This window comes from Sporosalibacterium faouarense, assembly GCF_016765695.1.
Lineage (GTDB): Bacteria > Bacillota > Clostridia > Tissierellales > VENL01 > Sporosalibacterium > Sporosalibacterium faouarense.
On sequence record NZ_JAETGO010000089.1, the window covers coordinates 81,166 to 104,631 of the forward strand.

Below are 23,466 nucleotides of genomic sequence, written 5' to 3' on the forward strand. Positions count from 1 at the left end.
GATTTATAGAATAAAAAGGATTTTAGGGGGTTAATAAATTGAATAATGAAAAAATTAGTGTTTTGATAGCAGATGATAATAGGGATTTTTGTGGTATTTTAAAGGAATACCTTACTACTCAGCCCGATGTAGAAGTTGTGGGAGTTGCAAAGGACGGTCTAGAGGCGCTTGATTTAATTACAGAGAAGGCACCTGATGTTTTAGTTTTAGATATAATTATGCCTCATCTTGACGGATTAGGTGTTTTAGAGAGACTTAACACTTTAGATCTCGACACATTTCCAAAAACTATAGTATTATCTGCTGTTGGTCAAGACAAGATAACACAAAGAGCAATTAATTTAGGCGCAGATTATTATGTGGTAAAACCTTTTGATTTTGAAATTTTCATGAAGAGAATTAGACAGGTTACAGGGACATCACCTACTAAAGTAACTAGAAGAAGAATACCAAACACTACTTCAACTTTAGTAAATACTAATAATGCACCAAAAACTTTAGAAGCAAAAATCACAAATATAATACATGAGATTGGTGTACCTGCTCATATAAAGGGCTATTTATATCTTAGAGAAGCTATTAGTATGGTTGTAGATGAAATAGAACTTCTAAGCGCTGTAACTAAAGAACTCTACCCAAATATAGCTAAGAAGTTTAATACTACTCCTAGTAGGGTAGAAAGAGCTATAAGACATGCTATAGAGGTTGCATGGAGTAGAGGTAAGATAGACACTATAAATCAGCTGTTTGGATATACTGTACATACTGATAAAGGTAAGCCAACTAATAGTGAGTTTATAGCAATGGTTGCAGATAAATTAAGACTAGAGCAACCGGTAAGCTAAGTAACATTAAATGTACTTTTATGAATTGCGTACTAAACACCTTCTTCAAAGATTAAATAATCTATTGTTTGAAGGTGTTTTTATATTATAAGTTATAAATCATCAATAAAAGTCAAAAATTACTGTAATTTAACCAAAAAACCTTATTTGTATCATAAAAATCGTATATTATATCATAATAGATATTATCATAAATGATAATCTATACTATCTTAAAAATGAATACTTAAAAAATTAAAACAAATAATACTTACTATCATTGATAATATAAAAAGAAATAGTATAATAGATATATCAGCCTTTATTTCTAAAAAATACCATACTAAATAGTTAAGGAGGAAATAATGAACTCAGAAAATGCTTATAAGAAAGATACCACCGAATTACTTATTGATTATGATGTCGATAAGAATACAGGATTAAGTCTAGAAGAAGTAGAAAAAAGAAAGAATCTACATGGATTAAATAAACTCAAAACTCAAGAAGGAGAGAGTTTATTAAAGAAATTCTTTAATCAATTTAAAGATTTTATGGTCATTATATTGATTATAGCTGCTATAATCTCAGGTTCTCTTGGTGAGTTTAAAGACTCTATTATTATTTTAATAGTAGTAATACTAAATGCTATACTAGGATTAGTACAAGAAGATAAAGCAGAGAAGTCCTTGCAAGCATTAAAAAATATGACTACTCCTTTGGCTAAAGTACTAAGGAATAATAAAATTACTCAAATTAAATCTACAGAGATAGTTCCTGGAGATATAGTGATTCTTGAGAGTGGAGACTATATACCAGCCGATGGTAGATTATTAGAATCATCAAGTTTAAAGGTTGAGGAGTCTGCCCTCACTGGCGAATCTTTACCAGTTAATAAAAACACTGAAGTCTTACAAGGAGATAATGTTCCCCTGGGAGATAGAAAAAATATGGTTTTCTCAACTAGCATGGTAACCCATGGTAGAGGTAAAATACTAGTAACTGATACAGGTATGAAAACTGAAATTGGAAAAATAGCTGAATTAATTGGCTCACAAGAAAAACTAAAAACACCTTTACAAATTAAGCTTGAAGAGTTAGGTAAGTGGTTAGGAATAATTGCATTATCAGTATGTATAATTATATTCTTAATCGGATACATGCAAGGAAGAGATCCCCTAGAGATGTTTATGCTAGCGGTGTCATTGGCTGTTGCAGCTATACCAGAAGGATTACCTGCTATAGTAACTATTGTTCTTTCATTGGGAGTACAAAGAATGATAAAAAGAAATGCTATAATAAGACGATTGCCAGCAGTTGAAACATTAGGAACAGCTTCAGTAATTTGTTCTGACAAAACTGGTACTTTAACTCAAAATAAAATGACCGTAACAAAACTATATACATATAACGATTTAAAAGATGTAGAAAAAATTAATATAGAAAATCAATCTTCAAACTTAGCAATTAAGATTGGATTATTATGCAATGACTCTACTATAAATGAAGAAAAGGGAGAGAAAGAAGCAATAGGAGATCCAACTGAAGTAGCTTTAGTAGTACTAGCCCAAAAAAAAGGTCTTTTTAAAAAAGAGCTTGAAAGAAAACTCGAAAGAGTAAATGAAATACCCTTTGATTCTGAGAGAAAGCTTATGACTACTATTCATAAATCGGAATCAGGATATAAGGTTTTCACAAAAGGAGCACCAGATGTTTTATTAGAAAGGTGTAATAGAATATTAGATGATAATACTGTTAGAGATATAACCGATGATGATAAGAAAAATATATTATCCATTAATGAAACTATGGCAAATAAAGCATTAAGAGTTTTAGCTATGGCCTATGATGATTCTGATAGTAGCATAGATAATCCAACATCTGAAAACACTGAAAATGATTTAATATTTGTTGGTTTATCTGGAATGATTGACCCACCAAGAGAAGAAGTTAAAAAAGCAGTAGCTAAAAGTAAAAGTGCTGGTATTAGACCAGTTATGATTACAGGTGACTATAAGCTCACAGCAGTTACTATTGCCAAAGAGTTAGGAATATTAGACGAAAATGGTAAAGGTATTGATGGAAACGAGTTAGATAAACTATCAGATGAAGAACTTACAGAGCAAGTTGATAAATACTCAGTTTATGCTAGAGTCTCACCGGAACACAAAGTTAGGATCGTTAAAGCGTGGCAGAATAGAGGCAAAATAGTAGCTATGACTGGAGATGGAGTTAATGATGCCCCATCATTAAAGAGATCAAATATTGGTTGTGCCATGGGAATAACTGGTACGGATGTCTCTAAAGAAGCCTCAGATATGATACTAACCGATGATAATTTTTCAACTATCGTATCAGCTGTCGAAGAAGGAAGAAATATATATGCAAATATAAGGAAGTCAATTCATTATCTTTTATCTTGTAATATTGGTGAAATAATAGCATTATTTGTTGCCTTAGTTTTTAACATGCCGAGTCCACTAATTCCAATTCATATATTATGGATTAATCTTGTTACAGATAGTTTCCCTGCATTATCATTAGGTGTTGATCCAGCAGAACCAGGTATTATGGATAGAAAGCCTAGAGACCCAAATGAAAGTATATTTGCCAATGGATTAGGACTTTCGATTGGAATTAAAGGTTTAATTATTGGGGGAGTTACTGTTCTATCCTTTATAACTGGAAATAATATAAGTTTGGAAACAGGAAGAACAATGGCTTTTCTAACATTAAGTTTCTCACAGTTTGGAAACAGTCTTAGTGTTAGATCATTAGATAAATCCTTATTTAAAATTGGCATATTTAAGAATAAATATCTAATAGGAGCAATCCTTTTATCAAGTACACTTATGCTAAGTGTTCTATTTATCCCTTTCCTTAGAAATGTATTTGATTTAGAATTATTATCCTTAAGAGAAACTCTATACGTTGTTGGATTTTCAGCAATTCCATTGATTTCAGGAGAGATATTTAAAAAAATTAAAAGCATATTCAAAAAATAGATTGGTTTTCCAATCTATTTTTTTTTACTAATTTTTCAACACTAAATTTGGTATTTTTTAAAGGAATTGACCAATAATAAGAATAAAAGATTTTTTTGGAGGCTCTTTAATGAGTATTAATGGAATTGTAAAAAAGGATAGAAAAACTAAAAATCTTATTGGAAGATTGAGACCTGGAGATATAGCAGTTATTTCTCATTCAGATTTAGATGAATTAGCAGCTATAGGACTGGTAGAATCAAAAGTTAAATGCGTAATAAATACAGATAAAACTATAAGCGGAAGATATCCAAATAAAGGGCCCTCAATATTATTAGATGCTAAAATTCCGATCTATGAAGCAGGAAATGACTTCTTTTTAGAAATTAAAGATAATGAAAGTATAAAAATTGGCAATAATACTATAACATCCAGCAAAGGAAAACTTTATCCTTGTACTATTTTATGTTGCGATACAGTAACAAAACTTCTTGATATTGGTTATAAAAATACTGAAAAAGAATTAGATAAGTTCATAGAAAATACTCTTTTATATGCTAAGAAAGAAAAGGATATGGTGTTAGGTAAATTAAAAATTCCTAAGACAAAAGTAGATATAAAAGATAAACATGTTTTGGTTGTTGTAAGAGGTAAGGATTACAAAAAAGACTTAACAGCAATTAAAATGTATATAAACGAGATGAAACCAATATTAATAGGAGTCGATGGTGGTGGGGATGCTCTACTGGAATTTGGTTATACTCCAGATATCGTTATAGGTGATATGGATAGTGTTAGTGATAAATGTTTAAAAATAGCTAAAGAAATCATAGTTCATGCCTATAGCGATGGAAAAGCTCCAGGACTAACAAGAATAGAAAAACTTGGTTTAAATTCAACTATTTTTTCTTCTCCAGGAACTAGTGAAGATATAGCTATGTTACTTGCATATTCTAATGGTGCTGATCTAATAGTAGCAGTTGGATCCCATAGTAATATGATTGATTTCTTAGAAAAAGGTAGAAAAGGAATGGCCAGTACCTTCTTAGTTAGATTGAAAGTTGGATCAAAATTAGTTGATGCTAAAGGTGTAAATAAACTTTATAAAAATAAAATTGGAATAAAATATATTTTAGGCCTAGGAGTCGCTGCTTTAATACCGATTTTAGTCATTATTTTTATGTTTCCTCCCTTAAGAGAATTTTTTAAACTCATGGAAATAAGATTAAGGCTCTTTCTAGGTCTTTAAGGGGTGTTTAGTTTGGGATAAATATTAGATATTATATTATATCAATTATTTCTATTTTTCTTGCTTTAGGAATTGGTATGTTTATAGGTTTTATGTTCGATGCTCAAGAACTCTTAACATCAGAAAAAGAAGATATGGTTGAAAAGCTAGAATTAAAATTTGAAAACTTACAGACAGAGAATAAAGAAGTTAATACAAAATTAAATAATGCTCTTGAAAAAAATAGACAATATATTGATTTCACAGAAAGTATTCTTCCGGAATTAGTTGAAAATAGACTATTAGGGATTAATATTGTTGTTATTGAAACAAATAATGATTATAGTTATTCAGATGTTACATCAATACTCCAGCTATCTGGAGCTAATGTTAATAAAATAACTTTAGTTGATAAAAATATCATTAATAATATGTCTTTCTTAAAATCACAATTATTTGATGCGGATAGCAATTTAGATGACTCCGAAGTTATCCAAGCAATTATTCCTGAATTTGTTAATGATATTGTAAATGATAGAGTTAGTTTAATGTTAAATCAAATAAAAAAACGTAATTTAGTAATGGTAGAAGGAAGCACTTTAGAAAATACTGATTATTTCATAGTAGCAGGTGGTGCAAAAAAGGATAATGCACATAAAAGTCACACTATTAACAATACTATAGTTGACTATTTAATGATCAATAATTATCCTCTAATTGCAATTGAAAAAGATTACGTCAAAAGTTCGTTTACACAAAACTATCAGGATAGAAAGATTGATACTATAAACAATATTAATACTGCAATGGGGAAGGCTTCATTGGTACTAATTTTAGAAAATAATATTTTAAACAGTAAAATTCAAAGTACTATCGAGAGGGAGTAGAATATGTGCAATCATGAAGTTGTTGCAGTAATTCCTGTATATAACGAAGAAGATACAATTGAAGAAACTGTCAATAACCTTAGAAAGATAGACTTAATTAATAAAATTGTCGTTATAAACGATGGATCAACAGACAATACTGAGGAAGTAGTAAAAAATTTAGAAGTATTTTTGATAAATTTAGAAAAAAACCATGGCAAAGGATATGCAATAAAAACTGCTCTAAGGAATCTTCAATATGATTATATTATATTTGTAGATGGAGATTTAGGCAAAACATCTAAATACATAGAAGAACTAATTTATCCTGTAATTCAAGGATCAGCAGATGCTACAGTAGCCAAATTTAAGCCAGCAACTAGAAAAGGTGGTTTTGGATTAGTAAAAAATTTGGCTAAGTATGGTGTATATATTTATTGTGGTAAAAAAATCACATCTAGCCTTTCTGGACAGCGAGTCTATAGTAAAGCCGTAATAGATAAAATAAATTATATTCCTAATAATTTTGGAATCGAAATAGCTATGACAATCGGTACTCTAAGACATGGCTTTAAGCTTCAAGAGATTGATGTTGGCATGACACATCGTGAAAGCGGTAGAAATCTAAGTGGGTTTATTCATAGAGGAAGACAGTTCTTAGATATATCAAAAACATTATTGATGTTAATGTATAGGGGATAATGATTATGAAATATATAATTGTAATTGCTTTTCTATCAAGCATAATTGTATCTTATATAGTAATTCCATATGTCTATAGTATGTTAATGAACCAAAACTGTACTGAAAAAAATTATAAGTCTCAAAACATTCCAATAGGTATGGGATTAGTCTTTGTTATAAGTCAGACTATAATATGCCTATCTATTAGTATATTCTACAATAACTATAGGATGTTAACATTGGTTTATTTAATTATTGTTCTTCTTATAGCTTTTATAAGCCTACTTGATGATCTTATTGGAAACAAGAATATTAAAGGTCTTAGAGGACATTTCAAGTCATTAATTAATGGAACTCTAACAACTGGTGGACTTAAAGCAATTATGGGGATATTTTCCGCTTTAATTGCTTCACTAATAATTTCTGTTTCACTTTTAGATATAGTTATAAATTTATTAGTAATAAGTCTATTTACAAATTTAATTAACCTTTTTGATTTGCGTCCTGGTAGAGCGATTAAGGTTTTTTTTATATTGACTTTAATTTTATTAATCACCTCACAATTATCGACAATGAATTTTATACTTTTCTCAGCAATAGGAACAATGTTAGTATATTTCCCATATGATATAAAGGCAAAATCAATGATGGGGGATATTGGTTCTAACTCTTTGGGTATAACATTAGGCTTTTACTGTGGAGTTTCTAATCCAATTAAAATAAAATTGGTTTATTTAGCTATACTTGTCTTGCTTCATATAACAGCAGAAATAGTTTCATTTACTAAGATAATAAATAAAAATAGAATGTTAAACTATTTTGATAATCTAGGAAGATAGTTTCAGCGGAGGTGAACAATTGATAAGTTTAAAAGAAGGCATTATAATAGAAATAATTAACTGTGATGATGAAATAGACTGGATTAAGGTAAGTATAGAAGGAAATAATTATAAAGCTGTCAATTATAGTAAACTAACTGGTAATGTATCAATAGGAGATAAGGTTATATTGAATACTACCGCAGTTGAATTATCCTTAGGAACAGGGGGATATCATTTTGTCGTTCATAATCATAATTATAAGCAAAAAAGCGATTCAAAAAAAGGTCATATAATGAAATTAAGGTATACACCTATGCAGATAAAATGTTTGGCAGCAGAAGAACAGTCTAGTCCACATCATGAGAAAATAAAAAGTTTCACAAGTTTGAGTAATTATATATTTTTAACAGGCTCATTACATAGTATGGTTGCACCTATAGCTTCTATGATTAAATACTTAAGACCTAAAACTAAAATTAATTATATTATGACTGATGGAGGAGCACTACCCCTCCAATTTAGTTTAACAGTAAAGGAGTTAAAAAAGAAAGGCATTATTGATAATACAATAACCATAGGACATTCCTTTGGCGGTGATTTCGAATGTGTTAATATATATACGGGTTTAATCACTTCTAAGGAGGTATTAGAGAGTGATATAACAATAATTGCCATGGGACCGGGAATAGTAGGTACTGGTACTAGATATGGCTATAGTGGAATAGAGCAGGGAAGTATTCTTGATGCTGTTAATGCATTAGGGGGTAAAAGCATTGCTATACCTAGAATTACTTTTTCTGACAATAGAGATAGGCATAGAGGAATAAGTCATCATACATTAACTGTTTTAAATAAAATCACTTTCTCTAAATGTGACCTTGTGTTACCTATACTATCAGAGGAAAAGAATTTATTTATTGAAAAGCAAATAAATAACACAAAAATAAGCTCTAAGCATAATATTTTGTACCAAGAGGGAGAAAATATAAAAGAAGCTTTAGATTTTTATAACCTAAAAACAACTACCATGGGTAGGAACTATAATCAGGATAAAGACTACTTTATTTCATTGGGTGCCGTGGGTAAATACGCTGTTGCTTTAATTGAAGGTCATCAATAGCCTCTTTAAGAGTACCATACTTTAAAGATAAATATTTAATCCTTCGAAAAACATCATCAGCCTTGCCTACTAAGCATATATTCTTGCCTGAAACAATATTAATCATATATTTCCTCCCTTTCTAAACTTTACAAACTACTGAAGAGTTATATAATAGTATTAAGAAAACATATTTTATAATATGTTTCAAATAAATTTTTTATACCAATATTTTTAGAAAATTGGGGAGGTTTTTTTAATGATTTATGAAGAGAAAACTATGAAGAGTGAAAAAATATATGAGGGAAGAATAATAAACTTAAGATTAGATACCGTAGAACTACCAGACAAAAAATATACTAAGAGAGAAATTGTTGAACATCCTGGAGCTGTAGCTATTATTCCTGTGACCGAAGATAATGAAGTGGTACTTGTTAAGCAATACAGAAAAGCTGTAGAATCAGAGTTGCTAGAAATACCAGCCGGAAAGGTAGAGATAGGTGAGAATCCTGTAACCTGTGCAGTGAGAGAATTGAAAGAGGAAACGGGCTATTCAGCTAAGGAAATCCAGTTCTTATTTGAATTTTATACTTCTCCTGGCTTTTCCAATGAAAAATTACATCTATTTTTAGCTAAAGGATTATCAGAAGGAGAAGCAGAACCAGAAAACGATGAATATATTGAGGTGTGTAAAATAAAGCTTGAAAGTCTTGTTGAAATGATTAATAATGGAGAACTTTTAGATAGTAAAACTGTTGTTGGAGTACTCACATTAAATAATATTTTAAATAAGGAAGATGAAAAATAATATCTCAAAAGTGAAATGTAATATTGTCCCCTTCTCTAGCATACTATTTTGTAAGAGCTTGTATAGAGAGGGGGATTATTTATGTTGATTAAATTAAGCGAGCTATTTAATCGTCATTTTAGAGAGAATTTTTTTATATATTTTGTATCCATTTTATCATTAATGATTGGGGTATCTGTAGGGGCCATTACTATTAAAATTTTGAATACTAATCAAAAACATGAGCTAATCAGTTTTTTGGATTCTTTTTTTAAGGTTCTCAACGAAAGTAGTATTAGTAGCTTAGATTTACTTAAGCAATCCTTATTTAATAACCTTCAGACTGTGCTATTAATTTGGATATTAGGCATTATTGTCATTGGTATACCTGTCATAATAGGAGTACTAATTATGCGAGGATTTGTAATCGGATTTACGGTAGGTTTTTTAATTGAAGGCTTTGGTTTTAAAGGTTTTCTATTTGCTATTTTTGCAGTTTTACCTCAAAATATTTTTATAATTCCTAGTATACTTATAATCTCAGTTATTGCTTTCAAATTTTCTATTGTAATAATTAAAAATAAAATAAAGAAAGCACCTAGATACAACTTTATGAATCGAGTATCTAAGTACTCAATAAGTATCCTTATGATTTCATCCTTAATGGTAATAGGCAGTATTGTAGAAGCCTACATAACACCAATATTTATGAGATTAATCTCTTCTTATATATCTTAGCTAGGCTGGTGAATTTATTTGATTAATTTTAAAGAAGTTTTAACTATGAGCTTTAAAATTTTTATTTTACTTCTTATTATTGGAATCATATTACCACACTTAATTAATATGTTTTTAGAGCTTTTACCTATGAGAAACACTATTGATAATCCTAAAGATAATTCAACTCTTGTGATGAAACCATTAGTAGTAAAAAACGATATAAGATATAATTTAAGAAAGATAATATATCAGTTTATTTCTCTATAAAATAAAATAATTTAAAAATTTTGAAGGATTTTATAACTTTATGTTGAATTGTTTCCTTAGAAACACTATTAAAGGAGAAATGACATGGAAGTAATTATTAATAAGTTCGTTGACTATCTTAAAACTGATAGGGAATTGGCAGATAACACATTAGAATCTTATAATAGAGATCTTAATCAGTTCTGTGAATATGCATCTAATAATAGCATAGATAATATTTCTAATGTGAATAAAACTCTAATCATTACATACTTGATGTATCAACAGAAAAAGGGGAAGGCAGCTTCAACAATTTCTAGAAGCTTGGCATCTTTAAGATCTTTCTTTCAATATCTATTGAATGAAGGTCTAATTTCTAAAGATCCAACCGTTAATTTACAGGCTCCAAAGCAAGAAAAGAAGCTACCTAGTATCTTAACCCCTGAAGAAGTTGAAATATTGCTAAGCCAGCCTAATCAAAATAATGCTAAGGGAGTAAGGGATAGAGCAATGCTTGAATTGCTTTATGCTGCTGGTGTTAGAGTATCTGAATTAATATCCTTGGATATTAATGATGTTAATATGGACATGGGTTATATAAACTGTTCTAAAGATAGTCAAAATGAGAGGGTTATCCCAATAGGTAAAATAGCCATAGAAATATTATCTATATACATTAATGAATATAGAAATACTTTTATTAAAGATGATAGTGAAGTGTCTTTATTTGTTAATCATCATGGTCGAAGATTAACTAGACAGGGCTTTTGGAAAATAATAAAATCATATACTAAAAAGGCTAATATAAACAAAAAGATAACTCCTCATACCTTAAGACATTCCTTTGCAGCTCATTTATTACAAAATGGAGCGGATTTAAAATCTGTACAAGAAATGCTAGGACATTCTGATATATCTACTACTCAGATATATACTCAGATAACTAATAATAGGATTAAAGATGTCTATAAGAAATCTCATCCAAGAGCATAGTTTTGTAAAAAGCCCACCTAATTGGTGGGTTGGTTTTTTCTTAATTTATTATTTAAATTATTGGTAATAATATAGTAGGTGCATATTTTAGAGAAATTATGATTAAAGAAAGGAGTTTATATATGAATTTATTAGAAAAGATTAAAGAAACAAGTAGATTCGTTGAAAAGAAAACATCTGTTAAACCAGAGATTGGTATAATTTTAGGGTCAGGATTAGGTCCACTAGCAGAGGAAATCGAAGATGCCGTAAGAATTAAATACAGTGATATCCCTAACTTTCCAGTATCAACAGTTAAAGGTCATAAAGGTCAGTTAGTAATAGGTAAGCTTAATGGAAAAAGTGTAATTGCTATGCAAGGTAGATTTCATTATTATGAGGGATATCCATTATCTGAAGTTACATTTCCTGTTAGAGTCATGAAAGAGTTGGGAATAAATAAATTAGTAGTTACTAATGCAGCTGGTGGAGTTAATGAAGACTTTGATCCAGGAGATCTAATGATTATTAGTGATCACATTAATTTTGCTTTTGATAATCCTTTAATGGGGAAAAACTATGATGAATTAGGACCAAGATTTCCTGATATGTCTAGTGCATATTGCCCTAAGCTTATAGAAAAAGCCAAAGAGGCAGGTACAAAGCTTAATATTCAATTAAAAGAAGGTACATATATGTTTAATTCTGGGCCAACTTATGAGACTCCATCGGAAGTAAAACTTGCTAGATTTATTGGTGCTGATGCAGTTGGTATGTCTACTGTTCCAGAGGTTATAGTTGCTAAACATGGTGGAATTAATGTTTTAGGTATATCTTGTATCACTAATATGGCAGCAGGAATATTAGACCAACCATTAGACCACAAAGAGGTAATCGAAACCTCTGAAAAAGTTAAGACTAGATTTATTACGCTTGTAAAAGAAATAATTAGTATTATTTAAAGGGAGGAAAATTATGGCGAATTTATTGGAAAAGATAATAGAGACTTCATCATACATAGAAAAAATTACGGACTTTAAACCTGAGATAGGATTAATTTTAGGCTCTGGTTTAGGTACTTTAGCCGATGAAATTGAAAATCCTATTAAAATTGAATATGAGGATATACCTAATTTCCCTATCTCAACAGTAGAAGGCCATGAAGGTCGTCTCGTATTAGGTACCCTTGAAGGTAAAAAAGTAATAGCTATGCAAGGTAGATTCCATTACTATGAAGGCTATTCCATGAAAGAAATAACTTTCCCTGTTAGAGTTATGAAGGCATTGGGAGTTGAAATGCTTTTAGTAACTAATGCTTGTGGAGGAATGGATAAAAAACTTTATCCTGGAGCTTTAATGATAATAGAAGACCATATCAATTTCACAGGAGACAATCCTCTAATAGGTAGAAATTTTGAAGAGTTAGGACCAAGATTTCCTGATATGTCAACTGCTTACGATAGAGATTTGGTCAAATTAGCTCATAGTGTAGGGGATAAGCTCGATATTAAAACTGAACAAGGAATTTATGCAGCTATAAGTGGTCCATATTATTTTTCTAAAGCAGAACTACGAATGTTAAGAAATATTGGCGGAGACGCCATAGGGATGTCAACGGTACCTGAGGTTATTGTTGCAAAACACACGGGGTTAAAGGTTTTAGGAATCTCATGCGTAACTGATATGGCAATTGCTGATGAAATTGAATCAATAAGTCACGAAGAAGTTATTGCAGTTGCTAATGAAACTAGACCTAAATTCATAAAATTAGTTAAAGGAATATTATCTGAGGTGAATTTATAATGAGAATGTATGACATAATAATGAAAAAAAGAGAGGGGAAAGAGCTCTCAAAGGAAGAAATAGAATTTTTTGTTAATGGTTATACAAAAGGAGAAGTTCCAGACTATCAAGCATCGGCTTTACTAATGGCTATATTTCTTAAAAAAATGAGTAAAAGAGAAACAGTAGACCTTACTAAAGCAATGTTAAATTCTGGTGAGATAATCGACTTGTCTTCAATAGAAGGCATTAAAGTAGATAAGCATAGCACAGGGGGAGTTGGTGATAAAACCTCTCTAGTCCTTGGACCTATGGTTGCAGCTTGTGGTTTGCCAGTTGCGAAAATGTCTGGTCGTGGTTTAGGGCATACAGGAGGAACCTTAGATAAATTAGAGTCCATTAAAGGATTTAAAGTAGCATTAGATAAACAAGAGTTTATTGATAATGTTAATAGACATAAGCTTTCTATATGCAGTCAGACAGCAGATGTAGCTCCAGCTGATAAAAAGTTATATGCTCTAAGGGATGTAACTGCTACTGTCGATAATATTTCCCTTATAGCTGGAAGTATAATGAGTAAGAAACTAGCCGCTGGTTCCAATGCTATTGTATTAGATGTAAAGGTTGGTAGTGGTGCTTTCATGAAGGATTTAGATGATGCTTTCGAACTTGCTAAGGAAATGGTAGATATAGGAAATAGCATGGATAGAAATACTGTAGCTGTAATCTCTAATATGGATGAGCCTTTAGGTTATGCTGTAGGAAATGCTCTAGAGGTTAAAGAATCAATAGATGCTTTATTGAATAAAGGACCAGAAGATTTAATGGAACTTTGTCTAGCTTTAGGATCCAGACTGTTAGTTCTTGGAGAAGTTGTTAGCAGTGCTGAAGAAGGTCGTAAAAAGCTTATTGAAGTTGTTGAAAATGGCAAAGCCTATGAAAAACTATTAGAGTTTGTTGAGTCCCAAAATGGAGATGTTGATTATATAAAAACACCTTCTAAACTACCTACCGCAAATCACATTGTTGAAATCAAAAGCAAAGACTCTGGGTATATAAAATCTATAAATGCTGAAGATGTTGGTAAAGCAGCCCTTTCATTAGGTGCAGGAAGAGAGACTAAGGAAAGTAAATTAGATTTATCAGCAGGAATAGTTTTAGCCAAAAAGATTGATGCAAAGGTTGAAAAAGGAGATATCTTAGCTTATATTCATGGTAATGATAAAAGTAAAATTGAAGAAGCTACACAAATACTTTATGATGCATACACAATCGGTGCGAAAAATACAAATGCAAAAAAATTAGTATTTGGCGTAGTAGATTCTAACGATATTAAGAGGTTTTAAATAAACCTCTTTTTTTCTTTTTTGTTACCATGTTTGCATAACTTAAATATCCTCAGGACAACATAATTGTATAGACTGCAAAGAAGGAGGATTTTAGAGATGACAAAAAAAAGAATGTCTATCTTTATGTTGATTTTAATACTTAGCTTTTCTTTCTGTATAACCCCTGTATTTTCAGCAGAAACAATGCTAGTTAAAGAAGAACCTTTTGATGTTGAAGGCGAGTCAGCCATTTTAATTGATGCTTCATCTGGAAAAATACTATATGAAAAGAATATTCATGAGAAGCTTTTTCCAGCAAGTGTAACAAAAATAATGGTGTTATTACTTGCTATGGAGGCAATAGAAAATGATAGAATTTCATTAGATGATGATGTATTAATTAGTGAAAATGCATCTGGAATGGGAGGTAGCCAAATGTATCTTGAGGCAGGTGAGATACAGAAGGTAGAGCATCTTATTCGTGCAATAGCATTGAGATCAGGAAATGACTGTTCTGTTGCTTTAGCTGAACATATAGCTGGTAGCTATGAATCATTCATAGATATGATGAATGAAAAGGCTACAGAATTAGGAATGAATAATACTCATTTTGTTAATTCCACAGGTCTCCATGATGAAAATCATTATACTACTGCATACGATATAAGCTTAATGTCTAAAGAGTTATTAAAGCATACTGAAATACATAAATGGTTAAGTATGTGGATGAGTACAGTTAAGGTTGGAAAAGAAAAGGATGTAACTCAAGAGATGGTTAATACTAATAGACTTATCCATGATTATCCTGGAGCCAATGGTATTAAAACAGGGTATACAAGTAATGCAGGATACTGCCTTTCAGCTTCGGCAACAAAGGGCAATCTAACACTAATAAGTGTAATACTTAAGTCACCTTCGTCTGCTATAAGAAATAAAGAGTCAATGAAACTTTTGAACTATGGTTTCGCTAATTATGATTCAATACCAGTAGCAAAAAAAGGCGAATTAATTAAAACCATACCCATTTCTAAAGGAAAATCTGAAAAAATGGATGTAATAGCAGAAGGAGATTTGAGTTTATTAGTTGATAAAGGACAAAATAAAGAAGTTGAGAAAGAAATTTTATTACCAGATAAGATTGAAGCCCCTGTAGAAAAGAATAGTAAGGTTGGAGAAATAGTATATAAAATCGATGGAGAAGAAAAAGGTAGATTGAGCCTTCTAGCTAAAGAAGAAGTAAAAAAAGCATCACTGCTAGATATGATGGGGAAAGTTTTTAGTAGGTTAATTGGAAAATAAAATTTATATCTACCATCAATAGATTTGAACTGAGAGCATTGAATTAATTACTTAAATTCAATGCTCTCAGTTCTTTTTTTTATTTATAATTATATAAGACAAGCCGTAATCCTATTGAAATAAATTTGTAATATTTTTTTAATGAAGATAATTATCATTATTAAGATATAATGGTATTTAGAGGGGGATAGTCAGGACCAAGATACCTTTACATTTAAATAAACAATGTAAAACCTACCTAAATTAGAAATACATAACTCCCTCAAAACACTAATCAAATAGACAAAACAAATAGTAGTTATATGCAATATGAGATAAAAACAAATTATAATAAGATTGGGAGGAGAACATGTTGAAGAAAAAAAAGATTGTTACAGGATTATTGACAGTAGTTTTAACTTTTAACACTTTTATTTCCTTTCCTTCAGCCGATGAGTTCGTAGATATCTATGAGGAAAGGGCATCAGAAAATATATCAAAGGGTGTAATTCATGAGAAAGTATTGAAATTTACCAATGAAGGTTGGCTAAATATAAACGTTATGAGAATTAACCTTGAAGACAAGTATACTTCACTAGAGGTACTAACAAATGCAAATGGTATATCAAGGGGAGATTCCTTAACTAATCTTACATCTAAAAATGAATCCTCAGATAAAATCATTGGAGCTATTAACGGTGATTTTTTTGATACAAATGCTATGTCTACAATTGGATCCATAGTAAATAATGGTGAGCTTGTAACATCATCCAAAGCTCTACCCGAATTTGCTTCCTTTAACATAGACAATAATAATATTCCATTTATTGATTATTGGAGTACAAATAAATTAACTCTCAGAAATAATAATAATGATTCTGTTCTTAATATAGCTCATAAGAACAAATCATATGTTGGAAATAGTGTTATTCTCTTAGACAAAAACTGGGGGGATTTTTCCTTTGGTAATGAGAAACATGGAAATATAGTTGAGATGGTTATTTTAAATAATAGAGTTGTGGATATTAGAAACAATCAAAAAGCTGTTGAAATCCCAGAAGATGGATTTGTAATTGCAGCTACAGGATCTTCAAAAGACTATATCTTAAATAATTTTTCAGTAAATGATAGTATAGCTTTAGAAGTATCTTCGGATCCAGATTATGAGAAGCTCTCTTTAGCTATTGGAGGAGGAGCAGTAATATTAAAAGATGGAAAGATACCAGATGAATTTTCACTAAAAGTTCCAGGACGTAATCCTAGGACAAGTATTGGAATTAGTAAGGATAAAAAAGAAATAATACTGATGACTATTGACGGAAGAACATCATCCTACATAGGTGTGACTCAAAAGGAACTAGCAGAAATTCTAATAGACTTAGGAGCTTATGATGGAATTAATCTTGATGGCGGTGGATCTTCTGAAATGGTGGTAAAAGGTTTAGGAAAAGATAATATTGATATAGCAAACAATCCATCTGATGGATTTGAAAGAAGTATCATGAATGGCCTTGCGGTACTAAATAATAGTCCGAAGGCTTCCTTAAAAGGTATTAATATTCAATGTGAAGATGATATAGTGTTTCTAGGAGCTCACAGAACTTTTGATTTAAAAGGTTATGACGAAAACTACAATCCTTTAGAAGTTAATCCAGGGGATGGAGACTGGACTGTCAGTGGAGTAGAAGGAAAATTTATAGACAATAAGTTTATACCGGAGACAACTGGAAATGGAACCATTGAGGTTTCATATAATGGCAAAATTGCTTCTATAGATATAAAAGTAATAGACAATCCGATAGAGCTTTCAATATCTCCTTCAGAAATGACTCTACAAAAGAATAGTGAAGTGCCTTTATATGTAGAAGCAGTAAATGATGATGGGTATAAATCAAAAATTGAAGTAAGTGATTTACAATGGACTATCCCTAAAAATATTGGTGAAATAGAAGGAAGTACCTTTGTATCCTCTGATAAAGTAGCAGCAGGAATCATAAAGGGATCCTTTAATGGCATTGATTCTTATATAAAAGTATCAACAGGCTATCATGAGCAAATCTTAGATGATTTTGAAAGACAAAGAGGAGAATTTGTTTCATATCCTTCTACTATTAAAGGTGCTTTTTACCTTTCATACAATGCTAAGAAAGGTAAACGTTCTGGTCAATTAAGCTATGATTTCACAAATATTGATAGTTCTAAAGCTACCTACATTGTATATAACGGTAAGGGACTTCCTCTTACAGAAAAGCCTGATAAAATAGGTCTATGGGTATATGGTGATAATGGAAATAGTCATTGGCTTAGAGGTAAACTGATAGATTCAAGTGGAGAGTCCTATAATATCACTTTTGCAAGAAATGTTGACTGGAAAGGATGGAAATTTGTTGAAGCTTCCATTCCTGATAATGCAGTAGCTCCTTTAAATCTTGAGAGACTATATTTAGTCGAAACTGAACCTACTCAAGAGGACTATGGTCAAATTTATGTAGATGATTTGACTGCATTTTATAAACCAAAATTTGATGGAGTAATTCCAGACAATGATACTGTTTATTCTGATAAAAGAAATGTAGAATCGGAACTAAAAAATGAAAACTCCTTTAGATTTTTAGCCCATGGTAGTATTAGTAATTTAAATACAATATTAGATAGAATCGTGACAAATAAAATTGCTAGCATTGCTAATACTATGGACTTAAGTCTTTATACCAATAATGTTAGTGAAAAATTTCAAGAAAAATTAGTAGATACTCACATTGTTGGAGATTCAGGATATTCCCTTACTACCTTTAAGAATAGTTCTTTTATAAAATTAGATAATAGTAAAGGTAGCATTAGGGAAACTGATTATAATCAATGGATATGGCTTTTAAATACTGTCAAAGATATAGATACTAAAAGTCTCTTTGTTGTACTGCCTAATCAGTTAAATTTCGATGACAAGCTAGAGGAAAAATTGTTTTTCGATACCTTTAAAGATTTAAAGGAAAACAAGAATATGGATGTTTGGATTCTCAGTGAAAATAGCAATGATGATTTTCAAATAAAGGCAATAGATGGAATTAGATTTGTCAATTTAAAATCATATCCTAACACTAGCCATATTGACATTTACAATGATCTTAAATATATGGTTTTCACTGTTAATGATGGATATGTGACATACGAAATTAAAAACATGTATGAGAAAGAGTAGAAAATATATTAAGCAAAACTTCCAAAGTTTCTTCAACATAGGGACCCTTTTAGGGTCCCTTGTTGTATTATTTAAATAATGAAGATTTTTTTCTAAGTAAAAATATGTTATAATACATAATAGACTTTACATAATTTATTAGAAAGAAGTGATAAAAATGGATTTTTTAGGTGGACTTGATAGTCTAATTGCAGAAAAGATTAAAATGTTGCCTATGATTTTACCAGGTATTATTATTGCTATAACCCTTCACGAGCTTGCACATGGATATGTAGCTTATGCTTTAGGAGATACAACTGCAAAAAATAAAGGTAGATTGAGTTTTAATCCTTTAGTTCATATCGATATAGCAGGTTTTTTATTTCTAATCATTGCAGGTTTTGGTTGGGCCAAGCCAGTGCCTATTAATCCAATGAATTTTAAAAATAGGAAATTAGGTACTATACTTGTTTCTATAGCTGGACCTGTGACTAACTTTTTAATCGCAATAATTACGATTCTAATTTTAGCCATAGTTCCTATTAATAATAGTTTGATTTTAAATATCGTAATTTCAATTGCTATATATAATATTATTTTAGGAATTTTTAATTTATTGCCTTTTCCACCTTTAGATGGTTCAAAAATAGTAGCTAGTTTATTACCTACTAAATATGAGATTCTTTTTTACAAATACCAAAAGTACCTTTATGGTATATTACTTATTTTAATTTTAACTAACGGCATTGATAGAGTACTAGGACCAGTATTAGATTTTAGTTACAATATCATAGTAAGAGCCATATTTTTTTAATAAAATTAGTTTGGGAGTTTAATAGATGGAATATAAAGTTGTATTAGAAACCTTTGAAGGGCCATTGGACTTGTTGTATCATTTAATTGAGAAAAACAAAGTTGATATATATGATATTCCAATAGCCAAGATAACCGATCAATATGTAGAATATATAGAGACAATGCAAGAACTAGATATGAATGTAACCAGTGAATTCTTAGTCATGGTAGCAACTCTTTTGGAAATAAAGTCTAAAATGCTTTTACCTGCCACGAAAAATGATGACGAGAATACCGATGAAGATGGGGTGGACCCTAGAGAAGAACTTGTCCTAAGACTTCTAGAATATAAAAAGTATAAAACTGCTGCTGAAGAGTTGAAGAATAAGGAAATGGTTCAAAGTAAAGTATTTAATAAACCTCAAGAAGAAATTGAGCATTTTATTGATGGTGATCAGCCAAAATTAGAAGGTATAGACTTAAAAGATCTTCTAAAGGCTTTTTCTGAAGTAATGAATAGACAAAAAAAGTATGACGAAGAATTTGACTTTCATGAAATTGAAAGAGATGAAATAACTATAGAAGATGCTATAGATGAGCTTCTTCATATTATTAGTAAGGTTAAAAAAATTAAATTTCATGATTTATTTAAAATAGAATATAGTAAAGTAAAAATTGTAGTTACTTTTTTATCTGTATTAGAATTGATTAGATTAAATACTATTACGATTCATCAGGAAAGAAATTTCGATGATATTGTCTTAATATACAAGGATTCAAAAGGTGACAAAACGGAGGAATTAAATGGATAAAAGAGAAATAAAGTCAATAATAGAAGGCTTACTATTTATATGGGGTGAACCTCTTTTAGCTTCTGATATCACAGAGGTACTCGATATAAAAGAAAATGAAGTACATCTTATTCTAAAAGAAATGATGAATGATTTTAACTATAATAGAAGAGGTCTACAAATTAAACAGACTAATAATAGCTACCAGCTTACAACTAGAGCCGAGCATTTTGATTGGATAAGCAAATTATGTACACCCAGAAATGACAAAAAGCTTTCCAATGCTGCATTAGAAACACTATCGATTATAGCATATAAGCAGCCAATAACAAGGATGGAGGTTGAAGCTCTCAGAGGAGTTAAGTGCGATAGATCAATAAATACCTTGGTCCAAAAAGAATTGGTAAAAGAGGTTGGGCGATTAGATAAGACCGGTCGACCAATTTTATATGGTACTACAGATGATTTTCTTCAGTACTTCGGATTAACATCCTTAGAGCAATTGCCTCAGTTAGAAGATTTCACAAAATTGGATGAGGATGGACAGCTTGAATTAGAGTTTGATTAAATCAAAATAACACTTTATGTGTTATTTTTTCTTTTTTTGGGAAAAATAGTTATTAAAAATGTGTTTTGTTTTCAGTCTTTGAGGTGAAAAATTTGATTTATGCTATTGTTGCCATAATCCTTATTCTTTTCTTAATTTTTATCCCATTCTACATAAATATTGAATTGCTTAGGAAAAATAATAATGATTACTTAAAGTTTAAATTTATAATTATAAAAGGTCTAATTAAATTTGATTTAGAAATTCCTTTTATAGATATTATAAAAAATAATAATAAGTTTTCATTAGAAATTCAAGATAAAATTGAAAAAGGGAAAAAGGAGAAGGATGTTTCGAAAAAAAAGAAAGTTATACCAATCGATAAAATTTTGAAAAAAATTAAAGAAACCCTTGCATATGATGAAATGATTAAAACCATATCAAAATATATGCTAAAAAAAATTAAGATTAATGAAGTTAATTGGGAAACTAAAATTGGATTTCATGATTCTTCAGTTACAGCTGTTCTTACAGGATTTGTTTGGTCAATAAAAAATATAATCTTATCTTTTTTAGTTTCTACATACGATAAGAAAATAGAGAAAATGCATCTTAATGTACTTCCTGCATTTAATGAAAACATATTTGAAACCCATTTGAATTGCATAATTAAGTTAAAAATGGCTTATATTATTATTGCAGGATTAAAAGGTTTAAAAGTAAAGATAAGAGGTGGTGTTAAAAATGAGTGATCATCCTATTGAAGGTTTAATGCAAACTACAATGGAAAGTATCAAGGAAATGGTAGATGTTAATACAATAGTTGGAGACCCTGTTGAATCTCCAGATGGATTAGTTATTATACCAATATCTAAGGTATCTTTTGGTTTTGCATCTGGTGGTGGTGAATACAGTACTTCTAAAGATTCTAGCAACGAAGATGGAAAAGGTGGAAAACTTCCTTTTGGAGGTGGTAGTGGAGCAGGAGTCTCATTACAACCTGTTGCATTTATAGTTGTAGGTAATGGACAAATTAAGCTTATGCCTGTAGATCAAGGTTCAAATCTTTTAAATAATATTATAGATACAATACCAAACCTTACTAATGGGCTACAGAATATGATGAAACAAAAAAAAGATAAAAAGATAGTTGCAAGAAAATTTAAAATTGAGAAAGAAGAAGATGATGAATGCCAAGAATAAAAATAGGAGCAGGAATACTGCTTCTTTTTTTACTTAATTTACAGAAGTTAGATAATCAAGTATTGAATTAAATCATGCTATATAGAAATACTAAAAATATAGTGAATATTTAATGGAGTGATTAAATTGAAAGTAAATAAAAAACTTTTTATATTCGTATTATGCTTTATGCTAGTATCAATAGTAGAGTTTTCAATTGCCTCTGAGTATAATGCACCTCCTGTAAATGGGAAATCCGGCATTTTGCTTGAATCTGAATCTGGCAGAATACTATATTCAAATAATGAACATCAAAGACTACCTATTGCAAGTACAACGAAAATAATGACAGCTTTACTTGCATTAGAGCATGGAAATCTTGATGAAAAAGTAAAGGTAGATAAAAAAAGCATTGGAATTGAAGGATCAAGTATTTATCTTGGATATGATGAGGAAATTTCATTAAAAGACTTAGTTTATGGACTGATGCTTAGATCAGGTAATGATTCTGCTGTAGCTATTGCTATCCATGTGGGAGGGTCTGTTGAAAACTTTATAGAAATGATGAATGAAAAAGCCAAAGAAATAGGGGCTAATAACACTAATTTTACTAATCCCCATGGTCTTCATAATGATAATCATTATTCAACAGCTTACGATCTAGCTTTAATAACTAGGGAAGCTATGAAAAATGATGAGTTTAAAAAAATATGTAAAACAAAATTATGGGTTGCTGAAAGGGATATAAATAAGTATTTCTATAATAAAAATAAAACTCTTTGGCAATACGAAGGTGGAGACGGTGTTAAAATTGGATATACAACCAAAGCAGGCAGATGCTTAGTATCCAGCGCTACTAAGAATGGTATGCAGCTTATATCAGTTGTATTAGATGATTATTCATGGTTTAATGATTGTTATAAACTGTTTGATTATGGATTTGAGAATTATAAACCTATGGTTTTTTATGATAAGGAACAATTTATAAAAAATATAAATGTTCCTAATGGAAAAATAGAAAAATTACCAGTAATAACCGAAAATTCACTTGTACTGCCCCTTACTGAAGATGAACTAGATGAAGTCAAAATTATAATAGATTTGCCTGATAATATTAAAGCTCCAATTAAAAAAGGCACTGCTATCGGTAAAATAAAAGTATTTAAAGATGGGGAACTAATGACAAGTGAAAATCTTTTAGCTAAAAAAAACATATATGAAAAAGGCTTTTGGGATAAAGCAGTAAAATTCTTTAAAGAGAAAAAATTAAAGAAATAAAACAAAATATTTTCACTATTTCTAAAAAGAGCACATAATTTGTGTTCTTTTTTTTATGCTGGTATAAATTTGATTTTAT

General features: G+C 30.2%; 23 protein-coding genes. 22 read left to right on the top strand and 1 reads right to left on the bottom strand.

Annotated elements, in window-relative coordinates:
- The first annotated feature begins 38 nt into the window (after positions 1-38).
- The 7 genes from spo0A (at position 39) to JMO20_RS16930 (ending at position 8,524) form a co-directional block, all read left to right on the top strand.
- On the top strand, positions 39-845 hold the full coding sequence (gene spo0A / locus JMO20_RS16900) for a sporulation transcription factor Spo0A (protein WP_202710881.1): 807 nt from the start codon (positions 39-41) through the stop codon (positions 843-845).
- A gap of 344 nt (positions 846-1,189) precedes the next feature.
- Positions 1,190-3,826, top strand: a complete 2,637-nt coding sequence (locus JMO20_RS16905) for a calcium-transporting P-type ATPase, PMR1-type (protein WP_202710882.1) — start codon at positions 1,190-1,192, stop codon at positions 3,824-3,826.
- Positions 3,827-3,935: 109 nt separating this feature from the next.
- Positions 3,936-5,054 carry a putative cytokinetic ring protein SteA gene (gene steA / locus JMO20_RS16910; protein WP_202710883.1) on the top strand — a complete coding sequence of 373 codons (1,119 nt, stop codon included), beginning with the start codon at positions 3,936-3,938 and terminating at the stop codon, positions 5,052-5,054.
- A gap of 23 nt (positions 5,055-5,077) precedes the next feature.
- Entirely contained in the window at positions 5,078-5,920 is an 843-nt protein-coding gene (locus tag JMO20_RS16915; RefSeq protein ID WP_341534054.1) for a copper transporter, read from the top strand.
- A 3-nt stretch (positions 5,921-5,923) separates the two neighbouring features.
- A complete protein-coding gene (locus JMO20_RS16920; protein WP_202710884.1) occupies positions 5,924-6,601 on the top strand; it encodes a glycosyltransferase family 2 protein in 678 nt (225 codons plus the stop codon).
- Positions 6,602-6,606: 5 nt separating this feature from the next.
- Positions 6,607-7,422, top strand: a complete 816-nt coding sequence (locus JMO20_RS16925; protein WP_202710885.1) for an MraY family glycosyltransferase — start codon at positions 6,607-6,609, stop codon at positions 7,420-7,422.
- A 19-nt stretch (positions 7,423-7,441) separates the two neighbouring features.
- Positions 7,442-8,524, top strand: a complete 1,083-nt coding sequence (locus JMO20_RS16930) for a DUF3866 family protein (RefSeq protein ID WP_202710886.1) — start codon at positions 7,442-7,444, stop codon at positions 8,522-8,524.
- On the opposite strand, the gene JMO20_RS16935 is transcribed toward JMO20_RS16930, so the two are convergent.
- On the bottom strand, positions 8,466-8,630 hold the full coding sequence (locus tag JMO20_RS16935) for a hypothetical protein (protein WP_202710887.1): 165 nt from the start codon (positions 8,628-8,630) through the stop codon (positions 8,466-8,468). The two genes, JMO20_RS16930 and JMO20_RS16935, sit on opposite strands and share 59 nt — an antisense overlap.
- 132 nt (positions 8,631-8,762) lie before the next feature.
- On the opposite strand from JMO20_RS16935, the gene JMO20_RS16940 reads away from it, so the two are divergent.
- The 15 genes from JMO20_RS16940 to JMO20_RS17010 all read left to right on the top strand — a co-directional run bounded on the left by JMO20_RS16940 (position 8,763) and on the right by JMO20_RS17010 (position 23,387).
- The gene (locus JMO20_RS16940) at positions 8,763-9,311 is read left to right on the top strand and encodes an NUDIX hydrolase (RefSeq protein ID WP_202710888.1); all 549 of its coding nucleotides are present in this window, start codon (positions 8,763-8,765) and stop codon (positions 9,309-9,311) included.
- 81 nt (positions 9,312-9,392) lie between these two features.
- Complete coding sequence (spoIIM, locus tag JMO20_RS16945) at positions 9,393-10,028, top strand: stage II sporulation protein M (RefSeq protein ID WP_202710889.1); 636 nt, start codon at positions 9,393-9,395, stop codon at positions 10,026-10,028.
- 45 nt (positions 10,029-10,073) lie between these two features.
- Positions 10,074-10,277 carry a hypothetical protein gene (locus tag JMO20_RS16950; RefSeq protein ID WP_202710890.1) on the top strand — a complete coding sequence of 68 codons (204 nt, stop codon included), beginning with the start codon at positions 10,074-10,076 and terminating at the stop codon, positions 10,275-10,277.
- Positions 10,278-10,361: 84 nt separating this feature from the next.
- On the top strand, positions 10,362-11,249 hold the full coding sequence (gene xerD, locus JMO20_RS16955) for a site-specific tyrosine recombinase XerD (protein ID WP_202710891.1): 888 nt from the start codon (positions 10,362-10,364) through the stop codon (positions 11,247-11,249).
- Between the two features lie 122 nt (positions 11,250-11,371).
- Entirely contained in the window at positions 11,372-12,190 is an 819-nt protein-coding gene (locus tag JMO20_RS16960; protein ID WP_202710892.1) for a purine-nucleoside phosphorylase, read from the top strand.
- Between the two features lie 13 nt (positions 12,191-12,203).
- Positions 12,204-13,031 (top strand): purine-nucleoside phosphorylase, encoded by an 828-nt coding sequence (locus tag JMO20_RS16965; RefSeq protein WP_202710893.1) that lies wholly within the window; start codon positions 12,204-12,206, stop codon positions 13,029-13,031.
- Positions 13,031-14,356 carry a pyrimidine-nucleoside phosphorylase gene (locus JMO20_RS16970; protein WP_202710894.1) on the top strand — a complete coding sequence of 442 codons (1,326 nt, stop codon included), beginning with the start codon at positions 13,031-13,033 and terminating at the stop codon, positions 14,354-14,356. Before JMO20_RS16965 ends, JMO20_RS16970 begins: the two co-directional genes overlap by 1 nt.
- A gap of 99 nt (positions 14,357-14,455) precedes the next feature.
- Entirely contained in the window at positions 14,456-15,637 is a 1,182-nt protein-coding gene (locus tag JMO20_RS16975; protein ID WP_202710895.1) for a D-alanyl-D-alanine carboxypeptidase family protein, read from the top strand.
- A gap of 352 nt (positions 15,638-15,989) precedes the next feature.
- On the top strand, positions 15,990-18,815 hold the full coding sequence (locus JMO20_RS16980; RefSeq protein WP_202710896.1) for a phosphodiester glycosidase family protein: 2,826 nt from the start codon (positions 15,990-15,992) through the stop codon (positions 18,813-18,815).
- Between the two features lie 157 nt (positions 18,816-18,972).
- Positions 18,973-19,608, top strand: a complete 636-nt coding sequence (locus tag JMO20_RS16985; RefSeq protein WP_243414826.1) for a site-2 protease family protein — start codon at positions 18,973-18,975, stop codon at positions 19,606-19,608.
- A 25-nt stretch (positions 19,609-19,633) separates the two neighbouring features.
- Positions 19,634-20,401, top strand: a complete 768-nt coding sequence (locus JMO20_RS16990; protein WP_202710897.1) for a segregation and condensation protein A — start codon at positions 19,634-19,636, stop codon at positions 20,399-20,401.
- Positions 20,394-20,948 (top strand): SMC-Scp complex subunit ScpB, encoded by a 555-nt coding sequence (gene scpB / locus JMO20_RS16995; RefSeq protein ID WP_202710898.1) that lies wholly within the window; start codon positions 20,394-20,396, stop codon positions 20,946-20,948. Before JMO20_RS16990 ends, scpB begins: the two co-directional genes overlap by 8 nt.
- A 92-nt stretch (positions 20,949-21,040) precedes the next feature.
- Positions 21,041-21,679: a DUF2953 domain-containing protein gene (locus JMO20_RS17000; protein WP_202710899.1), complete on the top strand. Its 639-nt coding sequence runs from the start codon at positions 21,041-21,043 to the stop codon at positions 21,677-21,679.
- The gene (gene ytfJ / locus JMO20_RS17005) at positions 21,672-22,130 is read left to right on the top strand and encodes a GerW family sporulation protein (RefSeq protein WP_202710900.1); all 459 of its coding nucleotides are present in this window, start codon (positions 21,672-21,674) and stop codon (positions 22,128-22,130) included. Before JMO20_RS17000 ends, ytfJ begins: the two co-directional genes overlap by 8 nt.
- Before the next feature lie 126 nt (positions 22,131-22,256).
- Positions 22,257-23,387 (top strand): D-alanyl-D-alanine carboxypeptidase family protein, encoded by a 1,131-nt coding sequence (locus tag JMO20_RS17010; protein WP_243414828.1) that lies wholly within the window; start codon positions 22,257-22,259, stop codon positions 23,385-23,387.
- Positions 23,388-23,466 lie beyond the last annotated feature (79 nt).

What these genes read in the sequence shown, in the direction of transcription:
- JMO20_RS16990 (WP_202710897.1), top strand. Translation starts at nt 19,634, where the DNA reads ATGGAATATAAAGTTGTATTAGAAACCTTTGAAGGGCCATTGGACTTG.
- scpB (WP_202710898.1), top strand. Translation starts at nt 20,394, where the DNA reads ATGGATAAAAGAGAAATAAAGTCAATAATAGAAGGCTTACTATTTATA.
- JMO20_RS16935 (WP_202710887.1), bottom strand. Translation starts at nt 8,630, where the DNA reads ATGATTAATATTGTTTCAGGCAAGAATATATGCTTAGTAGGCAAGGCT.
- steA (WP_202710883.1), top strand. Translation starts at nt 3,936, where the DNA reads ATGAGTATTAATGGAATTGTAAAAAAGGATAGAAAAACTAAAAATCTT.
- ytfJ (WP_202710900.1), top strand. Translation starts at nt 21,672, where the DNA reads ATGAGTGATCATCCTATTGAAGGTTTAATGCAAACTACAATGGAAAGT.
- JMO20_RS16940 (WP_202710888.1), top strand. Translation starts at nt 8,763, where the DNA reads ATGATTTATGAAGAGAAAACTATGAAGAGTGAAAAAATATATGAGGGA.
- JMO20_RS16970 (WP_202710894.1), top strand. Translation starts at nt 13,031, where the DNA reads ATGAGAATGTATGACATAATAATGAAAAAAAGAGAGGGGAAAGAGCTC.
- JMO20_RS16985 (WP_243414826.1), top strand. Translation starts at nt 18,973, where the DNA reads ATGGATTTTTTAGGTGGACTTGATAGTCTAATTGCAGAAAAGATTAAA.
- JMO20_RS16920 (WP_202710884.1), top strand. Translation starts at nt 5,924, where the DNA reads ATGTGCAATCATGAAGTTGTTGCAGTAATTCCTGTATATAACGAAGAA.
- xerD (WP_202710891.1), top strand. Translation starts at nt 10,362, where the DNA reads ATGGAAGTAATTATTAATAAGTTCGTTGACTATCTTAAAACTGATAGG.
- spoIIM (WP_202710889.1), top strand. Translation starts at nt 9,393, where the DNA reads ATGTTGATTAAATTAAGCGAGCTATTTAATCGTCATTTTAGAGAGAAT.
- JMO20_RS16925 (WP_202710885.1), top strand. Translation starts at nt 6,607, where the DNA reads ATGAAATATATAATTGTAATTGCTTTTCTATCAAGCATAATTGTATCT.
- JMO20_RS16960 (WP_202710892.1), top strand. Translation starts at nt 11,372, where the DNA reads ATGAATTTATTAGAAAAGATTAAAGAAACAAGTAGATTCGTTGAAAAG.
- JMO20_RS16975 (WP_202710895.1), top strand. Translation starts at nt 14,456, where the DNA reads ATGACAAAAAAAAGAATGTCTATCTTTATGTTGATTTTAATACTTAGC.
- JMO20_RS16965 (WP_202710893.1), top strand. Translation starts at nt 12,204, where the DNA reads ATGGCGAATTTATTGGAAAAGATAATAGAGACTTCATCATACATAGAA.
- JMO20_RS16905 (WP_202710882.1), top strand. Translation starts at nt 1,190, where the DNA reads ATGAACTCAGAAAATGCTTATAAGAAAGATACCACCGAATTACTTATT.
- JMO20_RS16950 (WP_202710890.1), top strand. Translation starts at nt 10,074, where the DNA reads ATGAGCTTTAAAATTTTTATTTTACTTCTTATTATTGGAATCATATTA.